Source organism: Rhizobacter sp. Root1238, assembly GCF_001425825.1.
GTDB lineage: Bacteria > Pseudomonadota > Gammaproteobacteria > Burkholderiales > Burkholderiaceae_C > Rhizobacter.
Genome location: NZ_LMDM01000001.1, coordinates 267452 through 287644, shown reverse-complemented (window position 1 = coordinate 287644; position 20193 = coordinate 267452). Strand labels below are relative to the sequence as shown.

Here is a 20193-nt window from a genome sequence, read left to right as displayed (position 1 = left end):
TCTTCCCAAATACCTCTCTTCCCAATTACTTGTGGTAGGCCGTCTCGCCGTGTGACGAGATGTCCAGGCCTTCGCGTTCTTCTTCTTCCGTCACGCGCAGGCCGACCACCAGGTCGACGAGCTTGAACGCCACCACCGAGACCACGCCCGACCAGACGATGGTCAGGACAACGGCCTTCAGCTGGATCCAGACCTGGGCGCCGATGCCGTTGGAGGTGACCGTGGCCGTGACCCAGTCGCCGACCAGGCCGGGGCCGCCGAGCGCCTGCGTGTTGAACACGCCCGTCAGCAGCGCGCCGACGATGCCGCCGACACCGTGCACGCCGAACACGTCCAGCGAGTCGTCGGCACCGAGCAGCTTCTTCAGCGCATTGACGCCCCACAGGCAGGCGAGACCGGCGAGGAAGCCGATCACGATCGCGCCCATCAGGCCGACGTTGCCGGCCGCCGGCGTGATCGCCACCAGGCCCGCCACCGCACCCGAGGCGGCACCCAGCATCGAGGCCTTGCCCTTCATCAGCGCTTCGCCGAGGCACCAGGCGAGCACCGCGGCCGAGGTGGCCGTGAAGGTGTTCATGAAGGCGAGCACCGCGCTGTTGCCGGCTTCGAGCGCCGAGCCGGCGTTGAAGCCGAACCAGCCCACCCACAGCAGCGAGGCACCGACCATCGTCAGCGTCAGCGAATGCGGCGTGAAGGCTTCCTTGCCGTAGCCGACGCGCTTGCCGACCATGTAGGCACCGACCAGGCCGGCGACGGCGGCGTTGATGTGCACCACCGTGCCGCCCGCGAAGTCGAGCGCGCCCCATTGCCAGATCCAGCCGGCCTTCGCGTTCATCTCGTCGACGACGCCGGCGGCGCTGTACGCATCCGGGCCCATCCAGAACCAGACCATGTGCGCGATCGGCGCATAGCTGAAGGTGAACCACAGCGTCATGAACAGCAGCACCGCCGAGAACTTGATGCGCTCGGCGAACGCGCCGACGATCAGGCAGCAGGTGATGCCGGCGAAGGTCGCCTGGAAGGCCGCGAACAGCAGCTCGGGGATGTAGACGCCCTTGCTGAAGGTCGCGCCCATCGCGAAGGCGCCGGTGGCCGGATCGAAGATGCCCTTCATGAACAGCCGGTCGAGGCCGCCGACGAACTTGTTGCCTTCGGTGAACGCCAGGCTGTAGCCGTAGATGGTCCACAGCACGACGATCAGCGAGAAGGTGACCATCACCTGCATCAGCACCGACAGCATGTTCTTGCTGCGGACCAGGCCGCCGTAGAACAGCGCCAGGCCGGGCACGGTCATCATGATCACGAGCAGCGTCGCGACGATCATCCAGGCGACGTCGCCCTTGTTGGCGACCGGTGCGGCCGGCGCCGATGCGGCCGCGGCGGCCGAAGCCGCTGCTGCCGGTGCGGAGGCCGCCGCGTCAGCCGACGCTGCGGGCGCCGCGGCCGAGGCCGTGGCGGCCGGCGCGGAGGCCGCGTCCTGCGCCAGCGAGACGCCGGCGAAACCCCAGGCGGCAAAGCCCAGGGCGAGTGTGGCAATGAGTTTCTTCATGGTTGTCTCTGTTGTTGTGGGCTCAGAGGGCGTCCTTGCCGGTCTCGCCGGTGCGGATGCGCACCACCTGCTCGAGGGGCGACACGAAAATCTTGCCGTCGCCGATCTTGCCGGTGCGGGCAGCGCCTTCGATGGCTTCGATCACGCGGTCGATCAGGCCGTCGTCGACGGCCGCCTCGATCTTGACCTTCGGCAGGAAGTCGACCACGTACTCCGCGCCGCGGTACAGCTCGGTGTGGCCCTTCTGGCGGCCGAAGCCCTTGACCTCGGTCACGGTGATGCCCTGCACGCCGATGGCGCTCAAGGCTTCACGCACTTCGTCGAGCTTGAAGGGCTTGACGATGGCAGTCACCATCTTCATGGAATGCTCCTGTTGCAATGAATGGGTGGGACTCGCGGGGATGCGGGCTCACATCGACTTGGTGATCGTCACGATGGCGCGCGCCTTGTTGACGTCGCCGTAGAAATCCTTCTTGGTCGCGCCGACGATCGCGGCACCGGCCGAGAATCCCGAGCCGAGGTCCATCGTCGCGCCGAACTTGTAGTCGGCGTAGTTCTCGTAGCCGACGTCCTTCAGTTCGCTCGACAGGCGGGTGAAGCCCATGTGGGCGTTCAGCGTGATGCCCTTGGCGACCTCGAAGTTGCCGGACAGGTCGAGGTAGCCGGTGCCGCGCCCCTTGACGTCGGCGGCGTCGCCGAGGCCGAAGTAGTCCTTCGACACCGTGGTCGAGTACTTCAGCGAGACCGGCCCGTAGCTCAGCGCGCCGTACAGCTCGGTGGTGTTGTAGTCGGTGACCTTGTCCTTCTGCGAGTAGTAGTACTGCAGCACGCCGACATCGAAGCCGACGTCCTTCGTGATCTCGCCCTTGTAGCCGCCGTAGAAATCCATCTCGATGCCGGAATTCGTGAAGCCGATGCTCGAGTTCCAGTTGCCGACGTAGAAGCCGCTGTTCGCGTAGTCGAAGCCGCCTTGCACCGCCGGCTTGTTGTTGCCCTGGTCCTGGCCGCGGTACTTGTAGTTCGAGGTCAGGCTGAAGTTGGTGGCAACTGCCGGCGCGGCGTCTTCGGCATGGACCGACACGGCGAACAGCGAAGCCAGGGCGGAAAGGATCACGATCTTCTTCATGCAGATTTCTCCAGGCGTGTTTTGAACTGAGGGGGCCGGGGCCTCAGTGCAGCTTTTGTGCCATGGACTTTTTGGGGCGTGCGCGCCCCATCGGCGCTCATTCTCCAGCTTTCAATCGGCTGTCCTGCGAAAAACGCACCGCAGAGGTGCCGATTGACACAACACGCACCGGAGTGCCCTCTCATGGTGCGGGTTCAGCCGTCAGGACAGGGGACAGATGCCCCGTGTCGGTGGATCACCTCCCTGGGCAGAATCGCGGCCCTCACCTCCGACAGGGACCTTCGCATGACATTGGCCGTCGTCCACAGCCGGGCCCTCGACGGCCTCGCGGCACCCGAGGTCACGGTCGAGGTGCACCTGGCCAACGGCCTGCCGGCCTTCACGCTGGTCGGGCTGGCCGACACCGAGGTGAAAGAAGCGCGCGAACGGGTGCGCGCCGCGCTGCAGAACAGCGGCCTCGCGTTCCCTCACAACAAGCGCATCACCGTGAACCTGGCCCCGGCCGACCTGCCGAAGGAGTCCGGCCGCTTCGATCTGCCGATCGCGCTGGGCATCGTCGCGGCGCAGGGCGGGCTCGATCTGCAGCGCCTCGCCCGCTTCGAGTTCGCCGGCGAGTTGTCGCTCGCCGGCGACCTGCGGCCGGTGCGCGGCGCGCTGGCGATGGCGCTCGCGCTGCAGACCCAGGCCAACCCCGCGCGGGCGCTGGTGCTGCCGGCGGCGAATGCCGAAGAGGCCGCGCTGGTCGCCGGCATCGAGGTCCACGGCGCGAGGCACCTGCTCGAGCTGGTGCAGGCGCTGCGCCCGGACGACCCCGACGACCCGACGCTGCGCGAGCCGCTGCCGCGCGCGCTGCCGCCTGGCCCGGGCGTACCGTCCGCGCTGCCCGACCTGCGCGACGTGAAGGGCCAGGCCGGCGCGAAGCGCGCGCTGGAGATCGCCGCGATCGGCGGCCACAGCCTGCTGATGATCGGCCCGCCGGGCACCGGCAAGTCGATGCTCGCGCAGCGCTTCGCCGGCCTGCTGCCGCCGCTGACGCCCCAGGAGGCGCTCGAATCGGCTGCGGTGCTGAGCATCAGCGGCGGCTTCCGCGCCGAGCATTGGCAGCAGCGGGTGATGCGCAGCCCGCACCATGGCGCCTCGGCGGTGGCGCTGGTCGGCGGCGGGTCGCCGCCACGGCCGGGCGAGATCTCGCTCGCGCACCATGGCGTGCTGTTCCTCGACGAACTGCCCGAGTTCCCGCGGGCCGCCCTCGAAGCGCTGCGCGAGCCGATGGAAACCGGCCGCATCACGATCTCGCGCGCGGCGCGGCAGGCCGATTTCCCGGCCCGTTTCCAGCTGATCGCCGCGATGAACCCGTGCCCCTGCGGCCACCTCGGCAACCCGCAGCGCGCGTGCCGCTGCTCGCCCGACCTGGTGCTGCGCTACCAGGCCCGCATCAGCGGCCCGCTGCTCGACCGCATCGACCTGCAGGTCGAGGTGCCGGCGCTGCCGGCCGACGCGCTGGCCGCGGCGCCCGACGGCGAGGCGAGCGCACCGATCGCGCAGCGCGTCGCGGCGGCGCAGCAGCGCGCGCTGGCGCGCCAGGGCTGTCGCAATGCGCAGCTGAACGGCGATGCGCTCGATGTGCATTGCGCGCTCGACCCCGCCGGCGCGGCCTTTCTTCGCTCGGTGTCGACCCGGCTCGGCTGGTCCGCGCGCGGCTTCCACCGCGTGCTGCGGATGGCGCGCAGCATCGCCGACCTCGCGGGCCGGCCGGCCATCGAAACGGCCGACCTGGCCGAGGCGGTCCAGTACCGGCGCGCGTTGTCGTCCGGATGAACCGGCCGGCCCCGGTCGCGCAGGTCGCGGGCATGCGGCTTGCCGCCGCATCGCATGGCCACCGGCACGGTTCGAATCGGCATCTCGGGATGGCGCTATGCGCCCTGGCGCGGTGTCTTCTACCCGCCGAAGCTGCCGCAACGGCAGGAACTGGCGTTCGCGTCGCGCATGCTGCCGAGCATCGAGATCAACGGCTCGTTCTATTCGCTGCAGCGGCCCTCGTCCTACGAAGCCTGGCACGACGACACGCCGGACGACTTCGTGTTCTCGGTCAAGGGGCCGAAGTACATCACCCACCTGCGCCGCCTGAAGGAGGTGCGCACGCCGCTGGCCAACTTCTTCGCGTCCGGCGTGCTCGCGCTGCGCGACAAGCTCGGGCCGGTGCTGTGGCAGTTCCCGCCGCAGCTGGCCTTCGACGCCGAGCGCTTCGACCGCTTCTTCGCGATGCTGCCGCACGACACCGACGCGGCACGCGCGCTGGCGCGCGAGCACGACGCGCGCCTCGACGACCGCACGTGGTTGAAGGCGGGGCCGACGCGGCCCGTGCGGCATGCGGTGGAGATCCGGCATCCGAGCTTCGTCGACCCGGCCTTCATTGCGCTGCTGCGCCGCCACCGCATCGCGCCGGTGGTGGCCGACACCGCGCAGCGGTGGCCGCTGATCGAGGACCTGAGCGCCGACTTCGTCTACCTGCGGCTGCACGGCGACAAGGAGCTGTACGCCAGCGGCTACGGCGATGCCGCGCTCGACCGCTGGGCGCAGCGCATCGAGGCGTGGCGCCACGGCGGACAGGTGGCCGATGCGCGGCTCGCGTCGCCCCATGCCGCGCCCCGGCGCGCGAAGCGTGACGTGTTCTGCTACTTCGACAACGACGTCAAGGTGCACGCGCCGTACGACGCGGCGCACCTGGCCGCCCGGCTGGGGGTGACGACCGGGCTCAGCTCACCCGCGCCGGCGACAGCAGCGGCATCTTGAACAACCGCCCATCGGGCAGCACGACGTAGTGGCAGCAGGTGTTGCCCGGCCGCTCGGTGACGGTCATCGACGCGCTGCGCCACGAGCGCATGTCGGCGGGATGGGGTTCGCGCAGGTCCCGCAGCGTGAGAGCGGCGTGGACGGGCGCGGCGGGCGGTGCGGCTCGAGTTGTGTTCATGTGTTCATTTTGTTGAGCACATGAAAGAACGCGGCACCCCCGGCGAACCTGCGTGCAGCGCCGCGAACATCAACGCCGCTGGTCGAGGTGCTCCCGGAAGCTCGCCGCGTCGAGGAAACCCACCACCCGCGCGTCGGCGCGCTCGTCGCCGCCGGGTGCAAAGAACAGCAGCGCGGGCGGCCCGAACAGGCCGTACCGGCGCATTAAGGCCTTGTCCTGCGCGTTGTTGGCCGTCACGTCGACGCGCAGCAGCGTCATGCCGGCCAACCGCTCGCGCACCGCGGCATCGGTGAAGGTCAGCGACTCGAACTCCTTGCAGGCGACGCACCAGTCGGCATACAGGTCGACCATCACCGGCTTCGTCGACGCGCGCACCGCGGCATCGAGCGCCGCGAGGTCGGCGACCGGCTGGAACGGCAACGCCGTCTCGCGTGGCTGCCCCGCCGTGCCCACGCCGGCCAGGTGCTGCAGCGGCTGCAGCAGGTCGCGCCCGCCGGACGCGAGGCCGGCCAGTTGCAGCACTGCCAGCACCGCCAGCAACAGGCCGACGCCGCGCGTCGCGGCGCGCCCCGGCGACGCGGGGCCACCGTCGAACGCGCCGAGGTACACCGCACTCGCCAGCAGCAGCGCGGCCGCGCCGAGCATCAAGCCCCATGACGGCAGCACCGGCGACACCATCCACAGCGCGACCGCCAGCAGCATCGCGCCGAAGAAATGCTTCACGCGGTCCATCCAGGCGCCGGCGCGCGGCAGCAGCGAGCCGGCCGACACGCCGACCAGCAGCAGCGGCACGCTCATGCCGGCGGCCAGCGAGAACAGCGCGATGCCGCCCAGCCACACGTCGTGCGTGCGGCTGATGTAGACCAGCGCACCGGCCAGTGGCGCCGCGACGCAGGGGCCGACGATCAGCGCCGACAGGCCGCCCATCACGAACACGCCGAGGTACTGCCCGCCCTGCAGCCGGCCCGACACCTCGCTCAGCCTGCTCTGCAGCGCATTCGGCAGCTGCAGTTCGTAGACACCGAACATCGACAGCGACAGCCCGGCCAGCAGCAGCGCGAACGCGCCCAGCACCCAGGCGTTCTGCAGCGCGGCGGCGAGGCCTTCGCCGAGCAGCCCGGCCGCCATGCCGAACGCGGTGTAGACCAGCGCCATCCCGAGTGCATAGGCCGAAGCCAGCGAGAAGCCGCGCCAGCGCGACACCGTGCCGCGCTGCCCGACGATGATCGACGACAGGATCGGCAGCATCGGCAGCACGCAGGGCGTGAACGACAGCAGCACGCCGGCCAGCAGGAACACGCCGGCCACCGTCAGCAGGCTGCGCGATTGCAACGCGCTCGCGAAGCGGCCGGTCTCGGCGGCGGCGGGGGGAGCAGCAGCCGGCGGGGCAACCGGTGGGGCAGCCAGCGGCGCCACCGCGCCGTCCGCGTCGGCCACCGCGGTCACGGCCCACCCACCCGCCACCGGCTTCAGGTCGAACGCGTGCGTGGCCGGCGGATAGCACAGGCCTTTTTCGGCACAGCCCTGGTGGCCCACCGTCAGCCGGAACGGTGGCGCACCGGCGGCGATGGGCAGCACCAACGTCACCTCATCGTGGAAGGTCTCGACCTCCTTCTGGAAGGTCTCGTCGAACTTCGTCTTGCCGCGCGGGATCGCCGGCTCGGCCGCGGCGGCCGCGGCCGGCAGCGCCTGCACGCTGAGCCGTTCGCGGTACAGGTAGTAGCCGGGTGCGATCGCGAAATGCATCGCGACGTGCTGCGCATCGCGCGCCTGCACGCTGAGCCGGAACGCGGCGTCCGGGTCGAGGAACGCATCGGCCGCGACCGCCCGCCACGGCAGCAGCGCGGCCATCAGCCACAACGCCCGCAACAACAGGTTCTTCATCGAAGGGTCTCCGTCAGAACTGCCGGCTGACGCCGAGCTGCACCGAGCGTGCGCGGAACGGCGCGACATTCGGCGAACCGTCGCCGCCGGCACGCCAGCTCCCGCGCTGCTCGTAGGCCTCGAGCTTCGCGTCGACCGACCACAGCGCGTCGAGCTTGTACTCGGCCTTCAGACCCACCGTGAACGCGCCGAAGGCCGACAGCCGCTGGTCGCCCGAATTCAACTGCCCCGGCGCCACCGTCGGGTAGAGCGGCAAGCCGTTCGCGTCGACCGCCGACTTGCTGTAGAAGTCGGCCGCGCCCTGCGTGTGATACCGCAGCAGCGGCGTCAGCGCGAACTGCGCGCCGAGCGGCTGCACCCACTCGGCCTGCAGCGTGTGGGCGCGCACGCCGTAGCTGTCGCGGTACACCCGCCAGCTGCTGCGCAGCGTCGCGCCGAGGTCGGCGACGTGGTGGTTCCAGCGCGCCAGCAGCGCCACCTGGCGCCGCCGGCCGGGCCGGACGTCGAGGTCCTTGTACGGGTCGTCGAAGTAGCCGTGGCCCAGGCTGTGGCTCGCATCGAGCTGCACCAGATCGACCGGCGACACCGCCTGCGTGACACCGGCGATCAGGTCGGTGCCGCTGCGCTCGCGCCGGTCGATGCCGACGTTGCCGCCATCGGTCGGGTGGATGCGGTCGCGGTTCGCGCCGATGCCGGCATGCCAGGTGGTGTTGTTGTCGTCGTTCGACCAGCTGCCGTTGAACGACAGCGCATCGGAGTCGTAGTCGTGCTCGCGCGAGACGCTCGCGCCGACCGCATACGACGCGCGGTCGAGGTAGCGCGTCAGCCGCAGGTCGCCGGCGCGCCGCGTCTCGTGCATCGTCGACGCGCTGGAGACCGCGCTCTGCCAGCGCGGTGTCGCGCCCGACAGCGAATCGAGCACCGCGGTGCCTTCGACCGACCAGCGCGGGCCGAGCGGCGCGAGCAGGTAGAACGACGGCGAATCGACGGTGATGCGGTGCAGCCCCGGTTGCGAGTCCTCGTAGTGCAGGTGCTTGATCGCGACGAGGCCGTGCTCCGGCGCGCCCTGGGCCTCCGCGCTGCCGGCCCACACGCCGGGCAGCGCGAGCGCCGCCAGCACCAGCGCGCCACGTGCGTCAGTTGCAGCCACAGCCACCTCCTCCGACGCCGTAGCCGCCCGCGGCGGACTCCTTGCTGGCGTAGATGTGCTGCGCATAGCGATCGCCCAGCGCATCGCCGCCCATCGTCATCTCGGGCCGCGCGAGCTGGCCCTTCTCCCATGGCTGCGGCGGCGCCCAGGCGGAACATCCGCCGAGCACGGCCAAGCACAGGCAGCCCGCTGCCCGAAGCATCGATCGCATCGAAGATCCTTGAGTTGAGAACTACGGCGTCGCGAGCGCTGCCGCCAACCGCGCTTCGAGCGCCTGGCGCTCGTCCTCGCGAAAGCCCTGGTGCACCATCAGCACCTCGCCGTTGCGCCCGATCAGCACCGAGGTCGGCATGCCCTTCACGCCGAAGCGCTTCGCCGAGGCCCCGGCCGCATCGAACGCGAGCCCGAAGCGCGCCGGCACCTGCGCGAGGAACGCGTCCGCATCGGCCCGCTTCGCATCGAGGTTGATCGCGACGACCTGCAGGCCCTTCGCGCCGTACTTCGCCTGCATCTCGTTCATCCACGGGAACGACTGCCGGCACGGCCCGCACCACGAGGCCCAGAAGTCGACGTAGACGAGCTTGCCCTTCAGCCCCGACAGCCGCGGCGCGGCGTCGACGGCCGCCGGCAGCTCGACGTCGGGCGCCGGCTGGCCGGCCTCGATCGCGAACGCGGGCCACGCACCGAGCCCGCCCGCCGCGAGCAGCGCGGCGGCCACCATCCGCCGTCGCATCAGGTGCAGCCGGGCGTGACGACGTGGGAATGCTGGGAGTCGGTCGTCGAGGTCACGACCACGATCTGCCCGGCTTTCAGCGCCTGCAGTTGCGCCGGCGTGAAGCTCACGCTGTGGGAGTGGCTGGCCGCGCCGTGGATGTCGTAGGTCATCGCTGTGGCCGAATCGAGGTCGGCCGTCGGGATGGTCAACACGTGGCCGTGGTTGCCGGTGATCGCCGCGTTCGACGCCCCGCAGCTCTGCGGTGCCGGTCCCGGCGCGGGGGCTGGCGCCGGACCGGGCGCGGGTGCCGGGCTGCCGTTGTAGTCGCTGCCGCCACCGCCGCAGGCCTGCAGGAACAGCATCACCGTGCTGCCGGCGGCAGCGCCCAGGAAACCCTTGCGTGTCATCGTCATTGCATCGCTCCTCGTGGTCTTTCATCACCCGACTCGATTGGCGGACCCGTGGGCCTGCCGCGCGAAGCGCACGGTCCGGAACCGTCCTGCTCCTGTCGGTGGGTGCGGGTGGGAGCGAAAAGAGTTGCAAGCGCTTCGCAGGCGTTGATCGACGCGCCGCTGCGGCTGCGTTCGAGCGCGGTGCGCACCGCGGCGGCGCCCTGGGCCGGAACCGCTTCCAGCAGCAGCGCCGCGACCGCACTGGCATGCGCGGCGGCGAGCGACGAGCCGGAGGCGTAGTCGTAGCGGCCGCCCGGTTCGAGCGTCAGGATGTCGCGGCCCGGCGCGCGCAGCACCTTGTCCGGCGCGGCATTCGCGGCGCCGTCCGCCGTGTCGACCGCGATCACGCCGGCGATGCCGGTCGGGAAGCCGTGCGGCCGGCCGTCCGGCGGCATCGCGCCGATCACGATGCGACCGCGGCCCAGCGCGGTGCCGACCAGCCGCGCGAGCAGCGGGTCGTCGGGCCCGCCGAGGCTCAGGTTGATGATGCGGGCGCCGTCGTCGATGCTCGCACCCAGCGCCTGCGCCAGCGTGAACGAGTTGCAGCGCGCCCCGCCGCCTTCGGTCGCGGGGCGTTGCCAGCAGGCCTTGTAGACCGACAGCGTCGCCTGCGGCGCGACGCCGACGATGCCCTGCCGGTTGTTCGCGACCGCGGCGATCACGCCGGCCACCTCGGTGCCGTGGCGGTCGGCATCGAATTGCGCCGCGCGGCCGTCGACGAAATCGCGCGTCGCGACGATGCGGCCGTGCAGGTCGGGGTGCGTGGTGTCGACGCCGGTGTCGATCAGCGCGATGCGCACGCCTTCGCCGCGCGCACGCTGGTGCGCATCGACCGCATCCACTTCGACGAAGCCGCGCTGCAGGTCGACGTAGGGGTCGTTGTACGGGACCGCAGCCGCGGCGGGGGCCGTCGTCGCGGCGCTCGGCGCGGCCAGCGTGTCGAAATCCTGCAGCGGCTGCGCCAGTTCGACGCGCGGGTCGCGCGCCAGCCGGGCCAGCACCTGCTCGCGCTCGGCACCGGGCGCGATCTCCAGCACCACGCAGTGCACCCGCAGCGCGCTGATCGGCCACGCGGCGATCTCGCGCAGGCCATGCTCGCGCTCGATCGCTTCGAGCGTCGCCCGCGCCTCGCTGCCGGCACCGTAGCGCTGGCTCGCGTTGTAGGTGGCCAGCGTCGAGCCGGCCTGCGGCACGACGCGCTCGCGCGGGTTCGCGACCGCGACGACGACCAGCCGCTGCGGGTGCTCGCGCAGCAGCGCGGCATCGGCCGCATCGCGCGGCAGCGCCGCCGACGGTGCGGCGCAACCGGACAGTAGCAGCACGCCCGCCGCCGCGAACATCGCGGCCAGCGCGCGGATCATCGCGGGCCGCCGACCGGTTCGACCAGCCGCATGCCGGGCGCCGCACGCAGCGCCGCCACCTTCGCGGCGACCTGCTGCTCGCTCGGCGCGCGCGCCTGCAGCGCGAGCCCGTACGCGCCGGCCGCATTCGGGCCGCTGACGATCTGCAGGTCGAGCCCGCGCAGCAGCGCCTGCAGCTCGTCGGCCCGCAACGCCGGTGCCGGCACGATGCGCAGCGCGACGCCGGCCGGCTCGCCCGCCGGCGCCGACAGCGTCTGGTAGGCCGGTGTCGCCGCATCGCGCCACAGCAGGCCGGCGCCGAGCACCGACAGCCCGACCGCCTCGACGACGACCGCCGCCGCCAGCCAGCCCACCAGCGGCCCGTGGCCGCGGCGGCGCGCGGGCGCCATCGCCGGCGCGGCGTCACCCTGGTCGATGCGCCGCATCAACCGCTTCAGGCCCGCGTCGGCATCGGTCAGCGGCGGCAGCGGCTCGGCCAGCGCCTGGCGCAGCGCACGCTGCCAGGCCAGGTCGGTGGAATCGTCATCGGCGTCATGCTTCATCGTCGTTCTCCTGGCGGCCCGCGCGGCCCGGATGCCGCACGGCCGGCATGCCGGCCAGCATCGGCAGCACCTGGCGCAGTTTCGCGCGGGCGTGGAACATGCGCGCCTTCACGGTGCTGAGTTCGCAGTCCATGATCTGCGCCACCTCGTCGAGCGAATGGCCGGCGCCGTAGGCCAGCTCCATCGTCGCTCGCTGCTCGGCCGTGAGCCGGCGCATGCCCTTGGCGACCCAGTCGGCCAGCTCGTGGCGGGCGTGGGGGTCGTCGAGGGCATGCAAGGCGTCGGCCGCGCTCGCCGCGTCGGCCGGTTCGGTGGGCTCGTCGCCATGCTCGCGCAGCGTCTTCAGCGCGCAGCGCCACGCGATGCCGAGGATCCAGGTCGACACCCGCGAATCGCCGCGGAAGTCGCCGGCCTTCTGCCAGACGATCCAGAACGTGTCGTTGATCACCTCCTCGACCACGTCGGCGCGGCGTGTCAGCCGGGCCAGGAAGCGGTCGAGGCGGCGGTGGTAGCCGCGGTACAGCGACTCCAGCGCCGCTCGCTCGCCCAGCGCGATCCGGCGCAGCAGCGCGGCCTCGTCCGCATCGCCCTGGGGGGCGGTGGCGGGGCGGGCGCGGATCAGCGAAAGCAGCGGCATGACGGTGTGTACGCGCGAGCGCCGCAAAAGTTGCAGAAATAGTTCGGGCGCGCGATCAGAACCCGACCGTGAGGCTGCCGACCCAGCGGGCGTCGGCCGCCGAACCGAAGCCCTCGCGCGCCCGGCGGTCGCTGGCCACGCGCGCCAGCTCGAACTGCAGCGCGCCGACGCGCCCACTCGCGCCCAGGTGGCCGTAGTCGTAGCTGAAGCCGGCGCGGCGCTGCAGGTCCTGGTGGCCCAGCCCGGCCGTCAGCGCCAGCGACACCGGGCCGACGCGCCCCAGCGGCTCGCGCAGCACCAGGTCGGCCGCCCAGCCGCTGCGGTGGCCGTCCGGCGACACGTGGGTCTGGCGGAGCGCGGTGATCGAGCCGAACACGCGGTCCCGCCATGCGAGCGTGGCACCGAACTCGTCGCGGTCGAAGCTGCGCAGGTAGTCGTCGAACGGGTAGGCGTAGTGGGTGGCCGCGAGCTGGGCGCTCCAGTCGTCGTCGAGGCGGAACGCGTGGCCGGCGCGGGCGTACAGCTGGGTCGTCCAGCCTTGGTCGGTGGAAGGCCGCAGCGCGGCAACCCCGAGTCCCGCCAGCCAGCCGTCGACCGTGTCGACCGCCGCGCCGGCCTGCAACACCGGCCTGGCATTGCCGAGCGCGACGCCACGCACCAGCAGCGCCGAACTGGCGCCCAGCGTTCCGTCGACCTCCTGGGCCCGCGCACCGGACAGCAGGGCCAGTGCCGCTGCGGCCGTCGCGACGGCGCGCAGCAGGGAAATCACGTCAAGCCTTCGGCAGCGGGATCGCCTTCAGCGTGCTGCCCTCGACCTCGAAGCGGCCGCCGACCGCCGGGGCGGCCTGCTGCGTGACGGTGCGGGTCGTGCCGTCGTCCATGCGCAGGCGCACCTGGTAGACGGTGGTGCTGCGGGCGCGCTTCTCAACCTCGTGGCCGGCGAAGCCGCCGCCGACGGCGCCCAGCACCGTCATCGCCTTCTTGCCGTTGCCGCCGCCCATCTGGTGGCCGACCACGCCGCCGAGCACACCGCCGGCGACCGCGCCGATGCCGGTGCCTTCGCCCTTGCGGGTCTCGGCCTTCACGCTCTCGACGGTGCCGCAGTTCGCGCAGATGTCGGCCGCTGCCGTGGTGGTGGCGGCCGGGGCCGGCTTGACATGGTTGGCCTTGCCCTTGGCGGTGACGACCACGGCGACCGGCGCCGCGGCGTCGACCGGCGCGGGCTTCGGTCCGCTGGTCAGTGCCGCGGCCAGCGCGCCGGCGCCGACCACGCCCAGGCCGCCGGCGACCCACCAGGCGGTGCGGCGCGGGGTGGCTGCGGCGGCCCCCGGCGTGGCCGAAGGATCGAGGGCGAGGCTGCTGGAGGTGGTGTTGTCCATGGGGAATCCTGGTTCAAGAAAAAGCGGTCATCGGAAAGACGGTCGGGACGGCTGCGCGGCCCCGAGCGTTGCAGGCGTGATCATCACCCCAGGAAGCCGAGATTTCGTTTCGAAAAGTTCCCGAGATTCGGAAAAACCATGTCGAGGTTGGCATCGCTGACGCCGAACCACTTGCCCAGCGTCGCGCCGACCTGGTCGACCGCGATGCCCGGCAGCAGGCTGCCCGAGCCCACTTCGTCGTCGTGGTTGATGCCGACCTGCGGGAAGCGACCGTACAGCTCGCCGCCCTTGACCGCGCCGCCGTGCACGAAGTGGTGGCCGCCCCAGCCGTGGTCGGTGCCGTCGCCGTTGCTGGTGAAGGTGCGGCCGAAATCGGACGCGGTGAACAGCGTCACCTGCTCGCGCACGCCCAGCGTCGCGAGCGTCGCGTCGAAGTAGTTGATCGCATGCGAGATGCGCGCGTACAGGTCGGCATGCGCGCGGTTCTGGTTGTCGTGCGTGTCGAAGCCGCCGATGCTGACGAAGAACACCTGCCGCTTGGTGCCGAGCGCGGTGCGCGCGCCGATGATGCGCGCCACCGTTTGCAGCTGCTGCGCGAGGCCGTTGTTGGCGTTCGCGCGCTGCGCCGGGTTGTAGTACTGGGTCGGCGCGGTCACGGTCGACGCGGTGAAGGCGCCCTGGAACGCCGCCTGCGCGTCCATCGAACGGCGCACGATCACCTGGTGTTCCTTGCCGAGCAGGTTCTGGTTGTCGGCGGTGATGATCGACTTGAAGGCGGTGGTCGCCGCGGTCGAGCCGAACAGCGAGCCGGTCAGCCCGCCGATGGCCGTGGCGCCGTTGTTCGTCACCTGGTACTGGAACACCGAGTTGCCGGCCATGTAGACGGCATTGCCCTGCACCGAGATGTTGGTGAAGGTCGAGGTGCCGTTGTTGCCGGCCAGCAGGTCGCCGAAGCGGCCGCCCCAGCCGACGCGCGCGCCTTCGGGGCCGAGCGCCTGCCACATCGACTGCTGGTCGTTGTGCGAGAACAGCTTGGCCGGTCGCGTCTTCGTGCCCTTCTGGTACTCGGCCTTGGTGAGCGGCGTCACCAGCGGCCCGGCGTTGGCGATGATGGCGAGCCGGCCCGCGTCGAACAGCGACTTGGTCTCGGTCATGCTCGGGTGCAGCGCGAACTTGCGCGCCGCGTTCTCCGGGTTCGCGAGGTTCTTCGGCGCGATCGACAGCACGCCGCCGAGCGCCGCGGGCGAGCCGGCCGCGGCGGTCGCGTCGGCCGCGGTGCCGACCGGCTTCAGCGCGATCGGGTCCGGCGCGGTCGCGCGCAGCGTGCTGTAGGTCTGCCACGACGCGTCGTCCCACGGCAGCACCATGTTGGCGGAGTCGTTGCCGCCGTACATGAACAGGCAGACGATGGCCTTGTAGTCGCTGGCGGTCTGCGCGACGGCCGCGCCCATCGTGGCCATGTTCAGTGCGAAGGGCAGGCCGGCCGAGCCGACGGAGCCCGACAGGATCGTTGCGCGGCGCAGGAATTCGCGGCGGGAAGCTTGGTTGGTCGTCATGTCCGCTTTCCTTACTTCACTTTTGGGTCAGGTAGTCCGGCGAGGCCATCGTCAGGAAGACGGCGATGGCGACGCGGTCGCGCGTGGCGGCATCGATGTCGGTCTGGTTGACGACCTTGCCGGCGGTGTCCTTGCGCACCGGCGGGATCATCCGGCCGTTGACGGCCGACAGCAGCTGCGCGCGCAGCGTCGCCGGCATCTGCCCGGACATCATCAGCAGGTCCAGGCGGTCCAGCAGCTGCTCCGGCTTGTCGGCCAGCGCCTGCTCGGCCGAGAAGTCGACCTGCACGTCGCGGCCGGTGTTGATCGCGATCCAGCCGCGCAGGTAGTTCAGGTAGCCGGCCACCGACACCTCGTTGGCCAGCTGCAGCTCGGGCGCGACCAGGTCGGCCGCCTCGATGCTGGTGTTCGGCGGCGTGAAACCCGGGCGGTAGAAGTTGAACACCGTCGGCGAGCGCATCGCGGTCTGGCCCAGGCGGTTGGCCGGGTCGTCGGTGTTGTCGATGCCCTGGAACTTGCCGGTCGTCGACTTCGCATGGAAGGTGCGCAGCAGGTGGGCCAGCCGCATCACCGGCTCGCGCAGCTTGCCGAAGTCGTTGCGCGACGTGTCGACGTTGCGCGCCTCGGCGTCGAGCAGCACCGCGCGGAACACCGCACCCAGGTCGCCGCGCACGCCGCTGCCGTTGTTGTTGAACACGGCCGCCACCCGCTCGACATAGGCCGGGCTCGGGTTGCTGGTGACCATGCGCTGGATGATCTGGCGACCCAGGAACGGGCCGACGTTCGGATGGTTGAACAGCGTGTCGAGCGCGATCTTGATGTCGCCCTCGACGTCCGGCTTGTCGGTCGCCGCGATGGTCTTGCCGAGGAACTTCTTCTCGGTGGCCGAGTGGAAATCGGTGTTGCTGGCGTACTTGTTGTAGCCCTGCATCGGCTTCCAGTCGCGGTCGGCGTTCACGTCGCCGCCGAAGAAGCGGTTGCGGGTGCGGTCGGCGGTGTTCGGGCCGGCGTACCAGCTCAGGCCGGTGAACACCTTGGCCAGGCCGGCGATGTCGTCGTGGGTGTAGGTCTCGGGATTGCCGCTCTTGACGGTGCCGTCGGCGTTCAGCTGGTACAGGCCGATCGAGAACAGCTGCATGATCTCGCGCGCATAGTTCTCGTCCGGCACGCGGCCGGTCTTCGCGTCTTCCTTCTGGTTGCGCAGGCTGGTCAGGTACGCGCCCATCATCGGGTGCATCGTGATCGCCTCGAGCAGGTCGCGGTAGTTGCCGAACGCGTGCTTGCCCAGCGTGTCGTAGTAGTCGGCCACGCCACGCGGCAGGTTGCTCAGCGTCGAGTCGACGAACGACACCACGAAGATCTGCGACAGCACGTAGGCCGCGCGCTGGCGCAGCTGGTCGTCGCCGGTGATCGCCTGCGCCCAGTACGACTCCATGAAGTTGCTGGAGGTCACGTTGGTGCCTGCGGCCGCGGCGGCATTCATCGCCGCCGTCATGTAGTCGCGGTGCAGCTTCTGCGGCTTGGCCATCTGCTGCTCGAGCCAGCGGCGGTAGCCGACCTGCGCGAGCTGGTCGATGTCAGCGCTGGTCGGGCCGTAGGTCGCCTGCGTCAGGAAGCGGGCGGCCGCCTCCTTGGTCGGCGGCGGACCGCTGTCGGCGGCGGCGTTCTCTTCGTCGTTCTTGTTCCCGCCGCAGGCGGCCAGCAGGCTGATCAGCAGCGCGCCGGCCCACAGGCGGGAGGTCTTGCGGATGGCGAATGTCGGTGGAAGCGATATCACTTCAGTCTCCCTCGAGGCGGTGCGTACGACCTGATACGGGTCGTTTGCGTGCAGGAGACATACCAGCGACATCGTCGGACACCGCCTACAGGGTGTCGGTTCGCGAATGCGCCAATCCTTGGCAGATAGGACGGTCTATCTGGCGCCGAGGACGGCGCCGGGATGACACGAACGGTCGGCGATGCGTTCGGATGCTTCGAACGTAACCAGAGGCAACCGGCGCTGCCGCGCCGCCGTCACCGCACCGTCATGCCGGGCGTTACAACAACGCGGCCAGCGAGCGCTTCACCAGGGCCGCGTCCTGGCCGCTGCGGGCGGCCCAGTCCTGCAGCTGGTCGTCGCCGATCTTGCCGACGTTGAAGTAGGTCGCGTCGGGGTGCGCGAGGTAGAAGCCGCTGACGCTGGCCGCCGGCGTCATCGCGAGGCTCTCGGTCAGCGCCATGCCGATGTCGGCGCACTGCAGCACGCGGAACATCTCGGCCTTCACGGTGTGGTCGGGGCAGGCCGGGTAGCCGGGCGCCGGGCGGATGCCGCGGTACTTCTCGGCGATCAGCTCGTCGTTGCGCAGCGTCTCGTCGGCCGCATAGCCCCAGAACTCGGTGCGCACGCGCTGGTGCATGCGCTCGGCGAAGGCCTCGGCCAGCCGGTCGGCGAGCGACTTGAACATGATCGCGCTGTAGTCGTCGAGGTCGTCGAGGAACTGCTTCTCCTTCTTCTCGGTGCCGATGCCGGCGGTCACCGCGAACAGCCCGATGTGGTCTGCCACGCCCGAGCCCTTCGGCGCAATGAAGTCCGCGAGGCAGCGGTTCGGCCGGCGGACGCCGTCGATCACCGGCCGCTCGGTCTGCATGCGCAGCCCGCGCCAGGTCATCAGCACCTCGCTGCGCGTGTCGTCGGTGTAGATCTCGATGTCGTCGTCGTTGACGGTGTTGGCCGGGAACAGCCCGATCACGCCGTTGGCGGTCAGCCAGCGGCCTTCGATCAGGCGCTTCAGCATGCGCTGGCCGTCGCTCAGCACGCGGCGCGCCGATTCGCCGACGATGTCGTCGGTGAGGATCGCCGGGTAGGCGCCGGCCAGGTCCCAGGTCTGGAAGAACGGGCCCCAGTCGATGCACTGCGCGATCTCGCCGAGGTCTTGGTTGCGGAACACGCGGCGGCCGGTGAACTTCGGCGCGGTCGGCGCGTAGCCGGCCCAGTCGATCGGCGTCTTGTTGGCACGCGCCTGCGCCAGCGACACCAGCGGCGTGGCCTTCTTGTTCGCATGCTGCTCGCGCACCCGCAGGTAGTCGGCGTTCAGCTCGGCGATGTAGGCGCTGGCCTTGTCGTCGCTCAGCAGGTCGCTGCAGACGCTGACCGAGCGGCTCGCATCGGGCACGTAGACCACCGGGCCGTCGTAGTGCGGCGAGATCTTCACCGCGGTGTGCACGCGGCTGGTGGTGGCGCCGCCGATCAGCAGCGGGATCTTCTTGATGCGAAAGTGCTCGTCGCGCTGCATCTCGGCGGCGACGTACTGCATCTCCTCGAGGCTCGGCGTGATCAGGCCCGACAGCCCGATGATGTCGGCGCCCTCGACCTTGGCGCGCGCGAGGATGTCCTGGCAGGGCACCATCACGCCCATGTTGACGACCTCGAAGTTGTTGCACTGGAGCACGACGGTGACGATGTTCTTGCCGATGTCGTGCACGTCGCCCTTCACGGTGGCGATGACGATCTTGCCCTTGGCGCGCGCTTCGCCGCCGGCATCGATCAGCTGGCGCTTTTCTTCTTCGATGTAGGGCAGCAGGTGGGCCACCGCCTGCTTCATCACGCGTGCGCTCTTGACCACCTGCGGCAGGAACATCTTGCCCTGGCCGAACAGGTCGCCGACGACGTTCATGCCGTCCATCAGCGGGCCTTCGATCACGTGCAGCGGGCGGCCGCCGTCGGCCTTGATCTGCTGGTACACCTCTTCGGTGTCGTCGGTGATGAAGTCGTTGATGCCGTGCACCAGCGCGTGGCTCAGGCGCTCGCGCACCGGCTTCGCGCGCCATGCGAACTTGGCGCTGTCGTCCTTCGCGGCGCCCTTCGCGGTCTCGGCGATTTCGATCAGGCGCTCGCTCGGCGTCAGTTCGGCCTCGCCCGGCTGGTAGACCGGCTTGCGGTTCAGCACCACGTCTTCGACGCGCTCGCGCAGTTTCGGATCGAGGTCGTCGTACACGCCGACCATGCCGGCGTTGACGATGCCCATGTCCATGCCGGCCTGGATCGCGTGGTACAGGAACACCGTGTGGATGGCCTCGCGCATCGGGTCGTTGCCGCGGAAGCTGAAGCTCACGTTCGACACGCCGCCCGAGACCTTGGCGCCCGGCAGGTTCTGCTTGATCCAGCGCGTCGCGTTGATGAAGTCGACCGCGTAGTTGTCGTGCTCCTCGATGCCGGTGGCGATCGCGAAGATGTTCGGGTCGAAGATGATGTCTTCCGGCGGGAAGCCGATCTCGTCGACCAGCATGCGGTAGGCCCGCTCGCAGATCTCGACCTTGCGCTCGTAGGTGTCGGCCTGGCCTTTCTCGTCGAAGGCCATCACCACTGCAGCCGCACCGTAGCGGCGGATCAGCCGGGCCTGGCGCTTGAAGGGCTCGACGCCCTCCTTCATCGAGATCGAGTTGACGATGCCCTTGCCCTGGATGCACTTCAGGCCGGCCTCGATCACGTCCCACTTCGAGCTGTCGATCATGATCGGCACGCGCGCGATCTCGGGCTCGCTGGCGATCAGGTGCAGGAAGCGCACCATCGCGGCCTTGCTGTCGAGCATGGCCTCGTCCATGTTGACGTCGATCACCTGGGCGCCGTTCTCGACCTGCTGGCGCGCCACGCTGAGCGCCTGCTCGAACTCGCCGTTCAGGATCATCCGCGCGAACGCCTTCGAGCCGGTGACGTTGGTGCGCTCGCCGATGTTGACGAACAGGCTGCCTTCGCCGATGAGCACCGGTTCCAGTCCCGACAGCTTCATCGGCGGAACAAGGCGGGCGGCAGGGGTCGGCGACGACGACGAAGTGGCGGAGGCGGTCATGGCGGGTCGGCTGGCACCGCCCCGGAGCTCACCCGGGGCGCATGC

Annotated in this window: 19 protein-coding genes; 2 read left to right on the top strand and 17 right to left on the bottom strand. The window is 70.4% G+C overall.

Going from position 1 to position 20193, the window contains the following annotated elements; translation table 11 throughout:
* Positions 1 to 25: 25 nt before the first annotated feature.
* The 3 genes from ASC98_RS01295 to ASC98_RS01285 are packed head-to-tail and all read right to left on the bottom strand — an operon-like array spanning position 26 to position 2675.
* Positions 26 to 1549: an ammonium transporter gene (locus tag ASC98_RS01295; RefSeq protein ID WP_056803328.1), complete on the bottom strand. Its 1524-nt coding sequence runs from the start codon at positions 1547 to 1549 to the stop codon at positions 26 to 28.
* 22 nt (positions 1550 to 1571) lie between these two features.
* The gene (locus tag ASC98_RS01290; protein WP_047509787.1) at positions 1572 to 1910 is read right to left on the bottom strand and encodes a P-II family nitrogen regulator; all 339 of its coding nucleotides are present in this window, start codon (positions 1908 to 1910) and stop codon (positions 1572 to 1574) included.
* 48 nt (positions 1911 to 1958) lie between these two features.
* On the bottom strand, positions 1959 to 2675 hold the full coding sequence (locus tag ASC98_RS01285; RefSeq protein WP_056803325.1) for a TorF family putative porin: 717 nt from the start codon (positions 2673 to 2675) through the stop codon (positions 1959 to 1961).
* Between the two features lie 285 nt (positions 2676 to 2960).
* Here ASC98_RS01285 and ASC98_RS01280 point away from each other — a divergent pair, with 285 nt between their 5' ends.
* Positions 2961 to 4493 (top strand): YifB family Mg chelatase-like AAA ATPase, encoded by a 1533-nt coding sequence (locus ASC98_RS01280; RefSeq protein ID WP_056819542.1) that lies wholly within the window; start codon positions 2961 to 2963, stop codon positions 4491 to 4493.
* Between the two features lie 54 nt (positions 4494 to 4547).
* Positions 4548 to 5468, top strand: a complete 921-nt coding sequence (locus ASC98_RS01275; protein ID WP_056803317.1) for a DUF72 domain-containing protein — start codon at positions 4548 to 4550, stop codon at positions 5466 to 5468.
* Here ASC98_RS01275 and ASC98_RS29985 read toward each other — a convergent pair.
* The 14 genes from ASC98_RS29985 to metH all read right to left on the bottom strand — a co-directional run bounded on the left by ASC98_RS29985 (position 5431) and on the right by metH (position 20148).
* Entirely contained in the window at positions 5431 to 5646 is a 216-nt protein-coding gene (locus tag ASC98_RS29985; RefSeq protein ID WP_157597840.1) for a hypothetical protein, read from the bottom strand. The genes ASC98_RS01275 and ASC98_RS29985 overlap by 38 nt on opposite strands.
* A gap of 69 nt (positions 5647 to 5715) precedes the next feature.
* Positions 5716 to 7530 (bottom strand): protein-disulfide reductase DsbD, encoded by a 1815-nt coding sequence (gene dsbD / locus ASC98_RS01270; protein WP_056803314.1) that lies wholly within the window; start codon positions 7528 to 7530, stop codon positions 5716 to 5718.
* A 13-nt stretch (positions 7531 to 7543) separates the two neighbouring features.
* Positions 7544 to 8680, bottom strand: a complete 1137-nt coding sequence (locus ASC98_RS01265; protein WP_235581133.1) for a DUF3570 domain-containing protein — start codon at positions 8678 to 8680, stop codon at positions 7544 to 7546.
* Entirely contained in the window at positions 8667 to 8891 is a 225-nt protein-coding gene (locus ASC98_RS01260; RefSeq protein WP_056803308.1) for a DUF4266 domain-containing protein, read from the bottom strand. Before ASC98_RS01260 ends, ASC98_RS01265 begins: the two co-directional genes overlap by 14 nt.
* A gap of 21 nt (positions 8892 to 8912) precedes the next feature.
* Entirely contained in the window at positions 8913 to 9413 is a 501-nt protein-coding gene (locus ASC98_RS01255) for a TlpA disulfide reductase family protein (RefSeq protein ID WP_056803304.1), read from the bottom strand.
* Positions 9413 to 9808 (bottom strand): hypothetical protein, encoded by a 396-nt coding sequence (locus ASC98_RS01250; protein WP_056803301.1) that lies wholly within the window; start codon positions 9806 to 9808, stop codon positions 9413 to 9415. The genes ASC98_RS01255 and ASC98_RS01250 overlap by 1 nt, the downstream gene beginning before the upstream one ends.
* Complete coding sequence (locus tag ASC98_RS01245) at positions 9805 to 11208, bottom strand: S8 family serine peptidase (protein WP_082541791.1); 1404 nt, start codon at positions 11206 to 11208, stop codon at positions 9805 to 9807. Before ASC98_RS01245 ends, ASC98_RS01250 begins: the two co-directional genes overlap by 4 nt.
* A complete protein-coding gene (locus tag ASC98_RS01240; RefSeq protein WP_056803296.1) occupies positions 11205 to 11750 on the bottom strand; it encodes a hypothetical protein in 546 nt (181 codons plus the stop codon). Before ASC98_RS01240 ends, ASC98_RS01245 begins: the two co-directional genes overlap by 4 nt.
* Positions 11740 to 12387, bottom strand: a complete 648-nt coding sequence (locus tag ASC98_RS01235; protein ID WP_056803293.1) for a sigma-70 family RNA polymerase sigma factor — start codon at positions 12385 to 12387, stop codon at positions 11740 to 11742. Before ASC98_RS01235 ends, ASC98_RS01240 begins: the two co-directional genes overlap by 11 nt.
* Before the next feature lie 55 nt (positions 12388 to 12442).
* Positions 12443 to 13156 (bottom strand): hypothetical protein, encoded by a 714-nt coding sequence (locus ASC98_RS01230; RefSeq protein WP_056803290.1) that lies wholly within the window; start codon positions 13154 to 13156, stop codon positions 12443 to 12445.
* A gap of 1 nt (position 13157) precedes the next feature.
* A complete protein-coding gene (locus tag ASC98_RS01225) occupies positions 13158 to 13766 on the bottom strand; it encodes a glycine zipper 2TM domain-containing protein (protein WP_056803287.1) in 609 nt (202 codons plus the stop codon).
* A gap of 83 nt (positions 13767 to 13849) precedes the next feature.
* Entirely contained in the window at positions 13850 to 15322 is a 1473-nt protein-coding gene (locus ASC98_RS01220) for a DUF1501 domain-containing protein (RefSeq protein WP_056803284.1), read from the bottom strand.
* 16 nt (positions 15323 to 15338) lie between these two features.
* A complete protein-coding gene (locus tag ASC98_RS01215; RefSeq protein ID WP_235581132.1) occupies positions 15339 to 17099 on the bottom strand; it encodes a DUF1800 family protein in 1761 nt (586 codons plus the stop codon).
* A 259-nt stretch (positions 17100 to 17358) separates the two neighbouring features.
* Positions 17359 to 20148, bottom strand: coding sequence for a methionine synthase (gene metH, locus ASC98_RS01210; RefSeq protein ID WP_082541789.1), 2790 nt, complete (start codon positions 20146 to 20148; stop codon positions 17359 to 17361).
* Between the last annotated feature and the right edge of the window lie 45 nt (positions 20149 to 20193).

Coding starts and splice junctions, on each gene's coding strand:
- ASC98_RS01295 (WP_056803328.1), bottom strand. CDS start 1,549: ATGAAGAAACTCATTGCCACACTCGCCCTGGGCTTTGCCGCCTGGGGT.
- ASC98_RS01290 (WP_047509787.1), bottom strand. CDS start 1,910: ATGAAGATGGTGACTGCCATCGTCAAGCCCTTCAAGCTCGACGAAGTG.
- ASC98_RS01285 (WP_056803325.1), bottom strand. CDS start 2,675: ATGAAGAAGATCGTGATCCTTTCCGCCCTGGCTTCGCTGTTCGCCGTG.
- ASC98_RS01280 (WP_056819542.1), top strand. CDS start 2,961: ATGACATTGGCCGTCGTCCACAGCCGGGCCCTCGACGGCCTCGCGGCA.
- ASC98_RS01275 (WP_056803317.1), top strand. CDS start 4,548: ATGGCCACCGGCACGGTTCGAATCGGCATCTCGGGATGGCGCTATGCG.
- ASC98_RS29985 (WP_157597840.1), bottom strand. CDS start 5,646: ATGAACACAACTCGAGCCGCACCGCCCGCCGCGCCCGTCCACGCCGCT.
- dsbD (WP_056803314.1), bottom strand. CDS start 7,530: ATGAAGAACCTGTTGTTGCGGGCGTTGTGGCTGATGGCCGCGCTGCTG.
- ASC98_RS01260 (WP_056803308.1), bottom strand. CDS start 8,891: ATGCGATCGATGCTTCGGGCAGCGGGCTGCCTGTGCTTGGCCGTGCTC.
- ASC98_RS01255 (WP_056803304.1), bottom strand. CDS start 9,413: ATGCGACGGCGGATGGTGGCCGCCGCGCTGCTCGCGGCGGGCGGGCTC.
- ASC98_RS01250 (WP_056803301.1), bottom strand. CDS start 9,808: ATGACGATGACACGCAAGGGTTTCCTGGGCGCTGCCGCCGGCAGCACG.
- ASC98_RS01245 (WP_082541791.1), bottom strand. CDS start 11,208: ATGATCCGCGCGCTGGCCGCGATGTTCGCGGCGGCGGGCGTGCTGCTA.
- ASC98_RS01240 (WP_056803296.1), bottom strand. CDS start 11,750: ATGAAGCATGACGCCGATGACGATTCCACCGACCTGGCCTGGCAGCGT.
- ASC98_RS01235 (WP_056803293.1), bottom strand. CDS start 12,387: ATGCCGCTGCTTTCGCTGATCCGCGCCCGCCCCGCCACCGCCCCCCAG.
- ASC98_RS01225 (WP_056803287.1), bottom strand. CDS start 13,766: ATGGACAACACCACCTCCAGCAGCCTCGCCCTCGATCCTTCGGCCACG.
- ASC98_RS01220 (WP_056803284.1), bottom strand. CDS start 15,322: ATGACGACCAACCAAGCTTCCCGCCGCGAATTCCTGCGCCGCGCAACG.
- metH (WP_082541789.1), bottom strand. CDS start 20,148: ATGACCGCCTCCGCCACTTCGTCGTCGTCGCCGACCCCTGCCGCCCGC.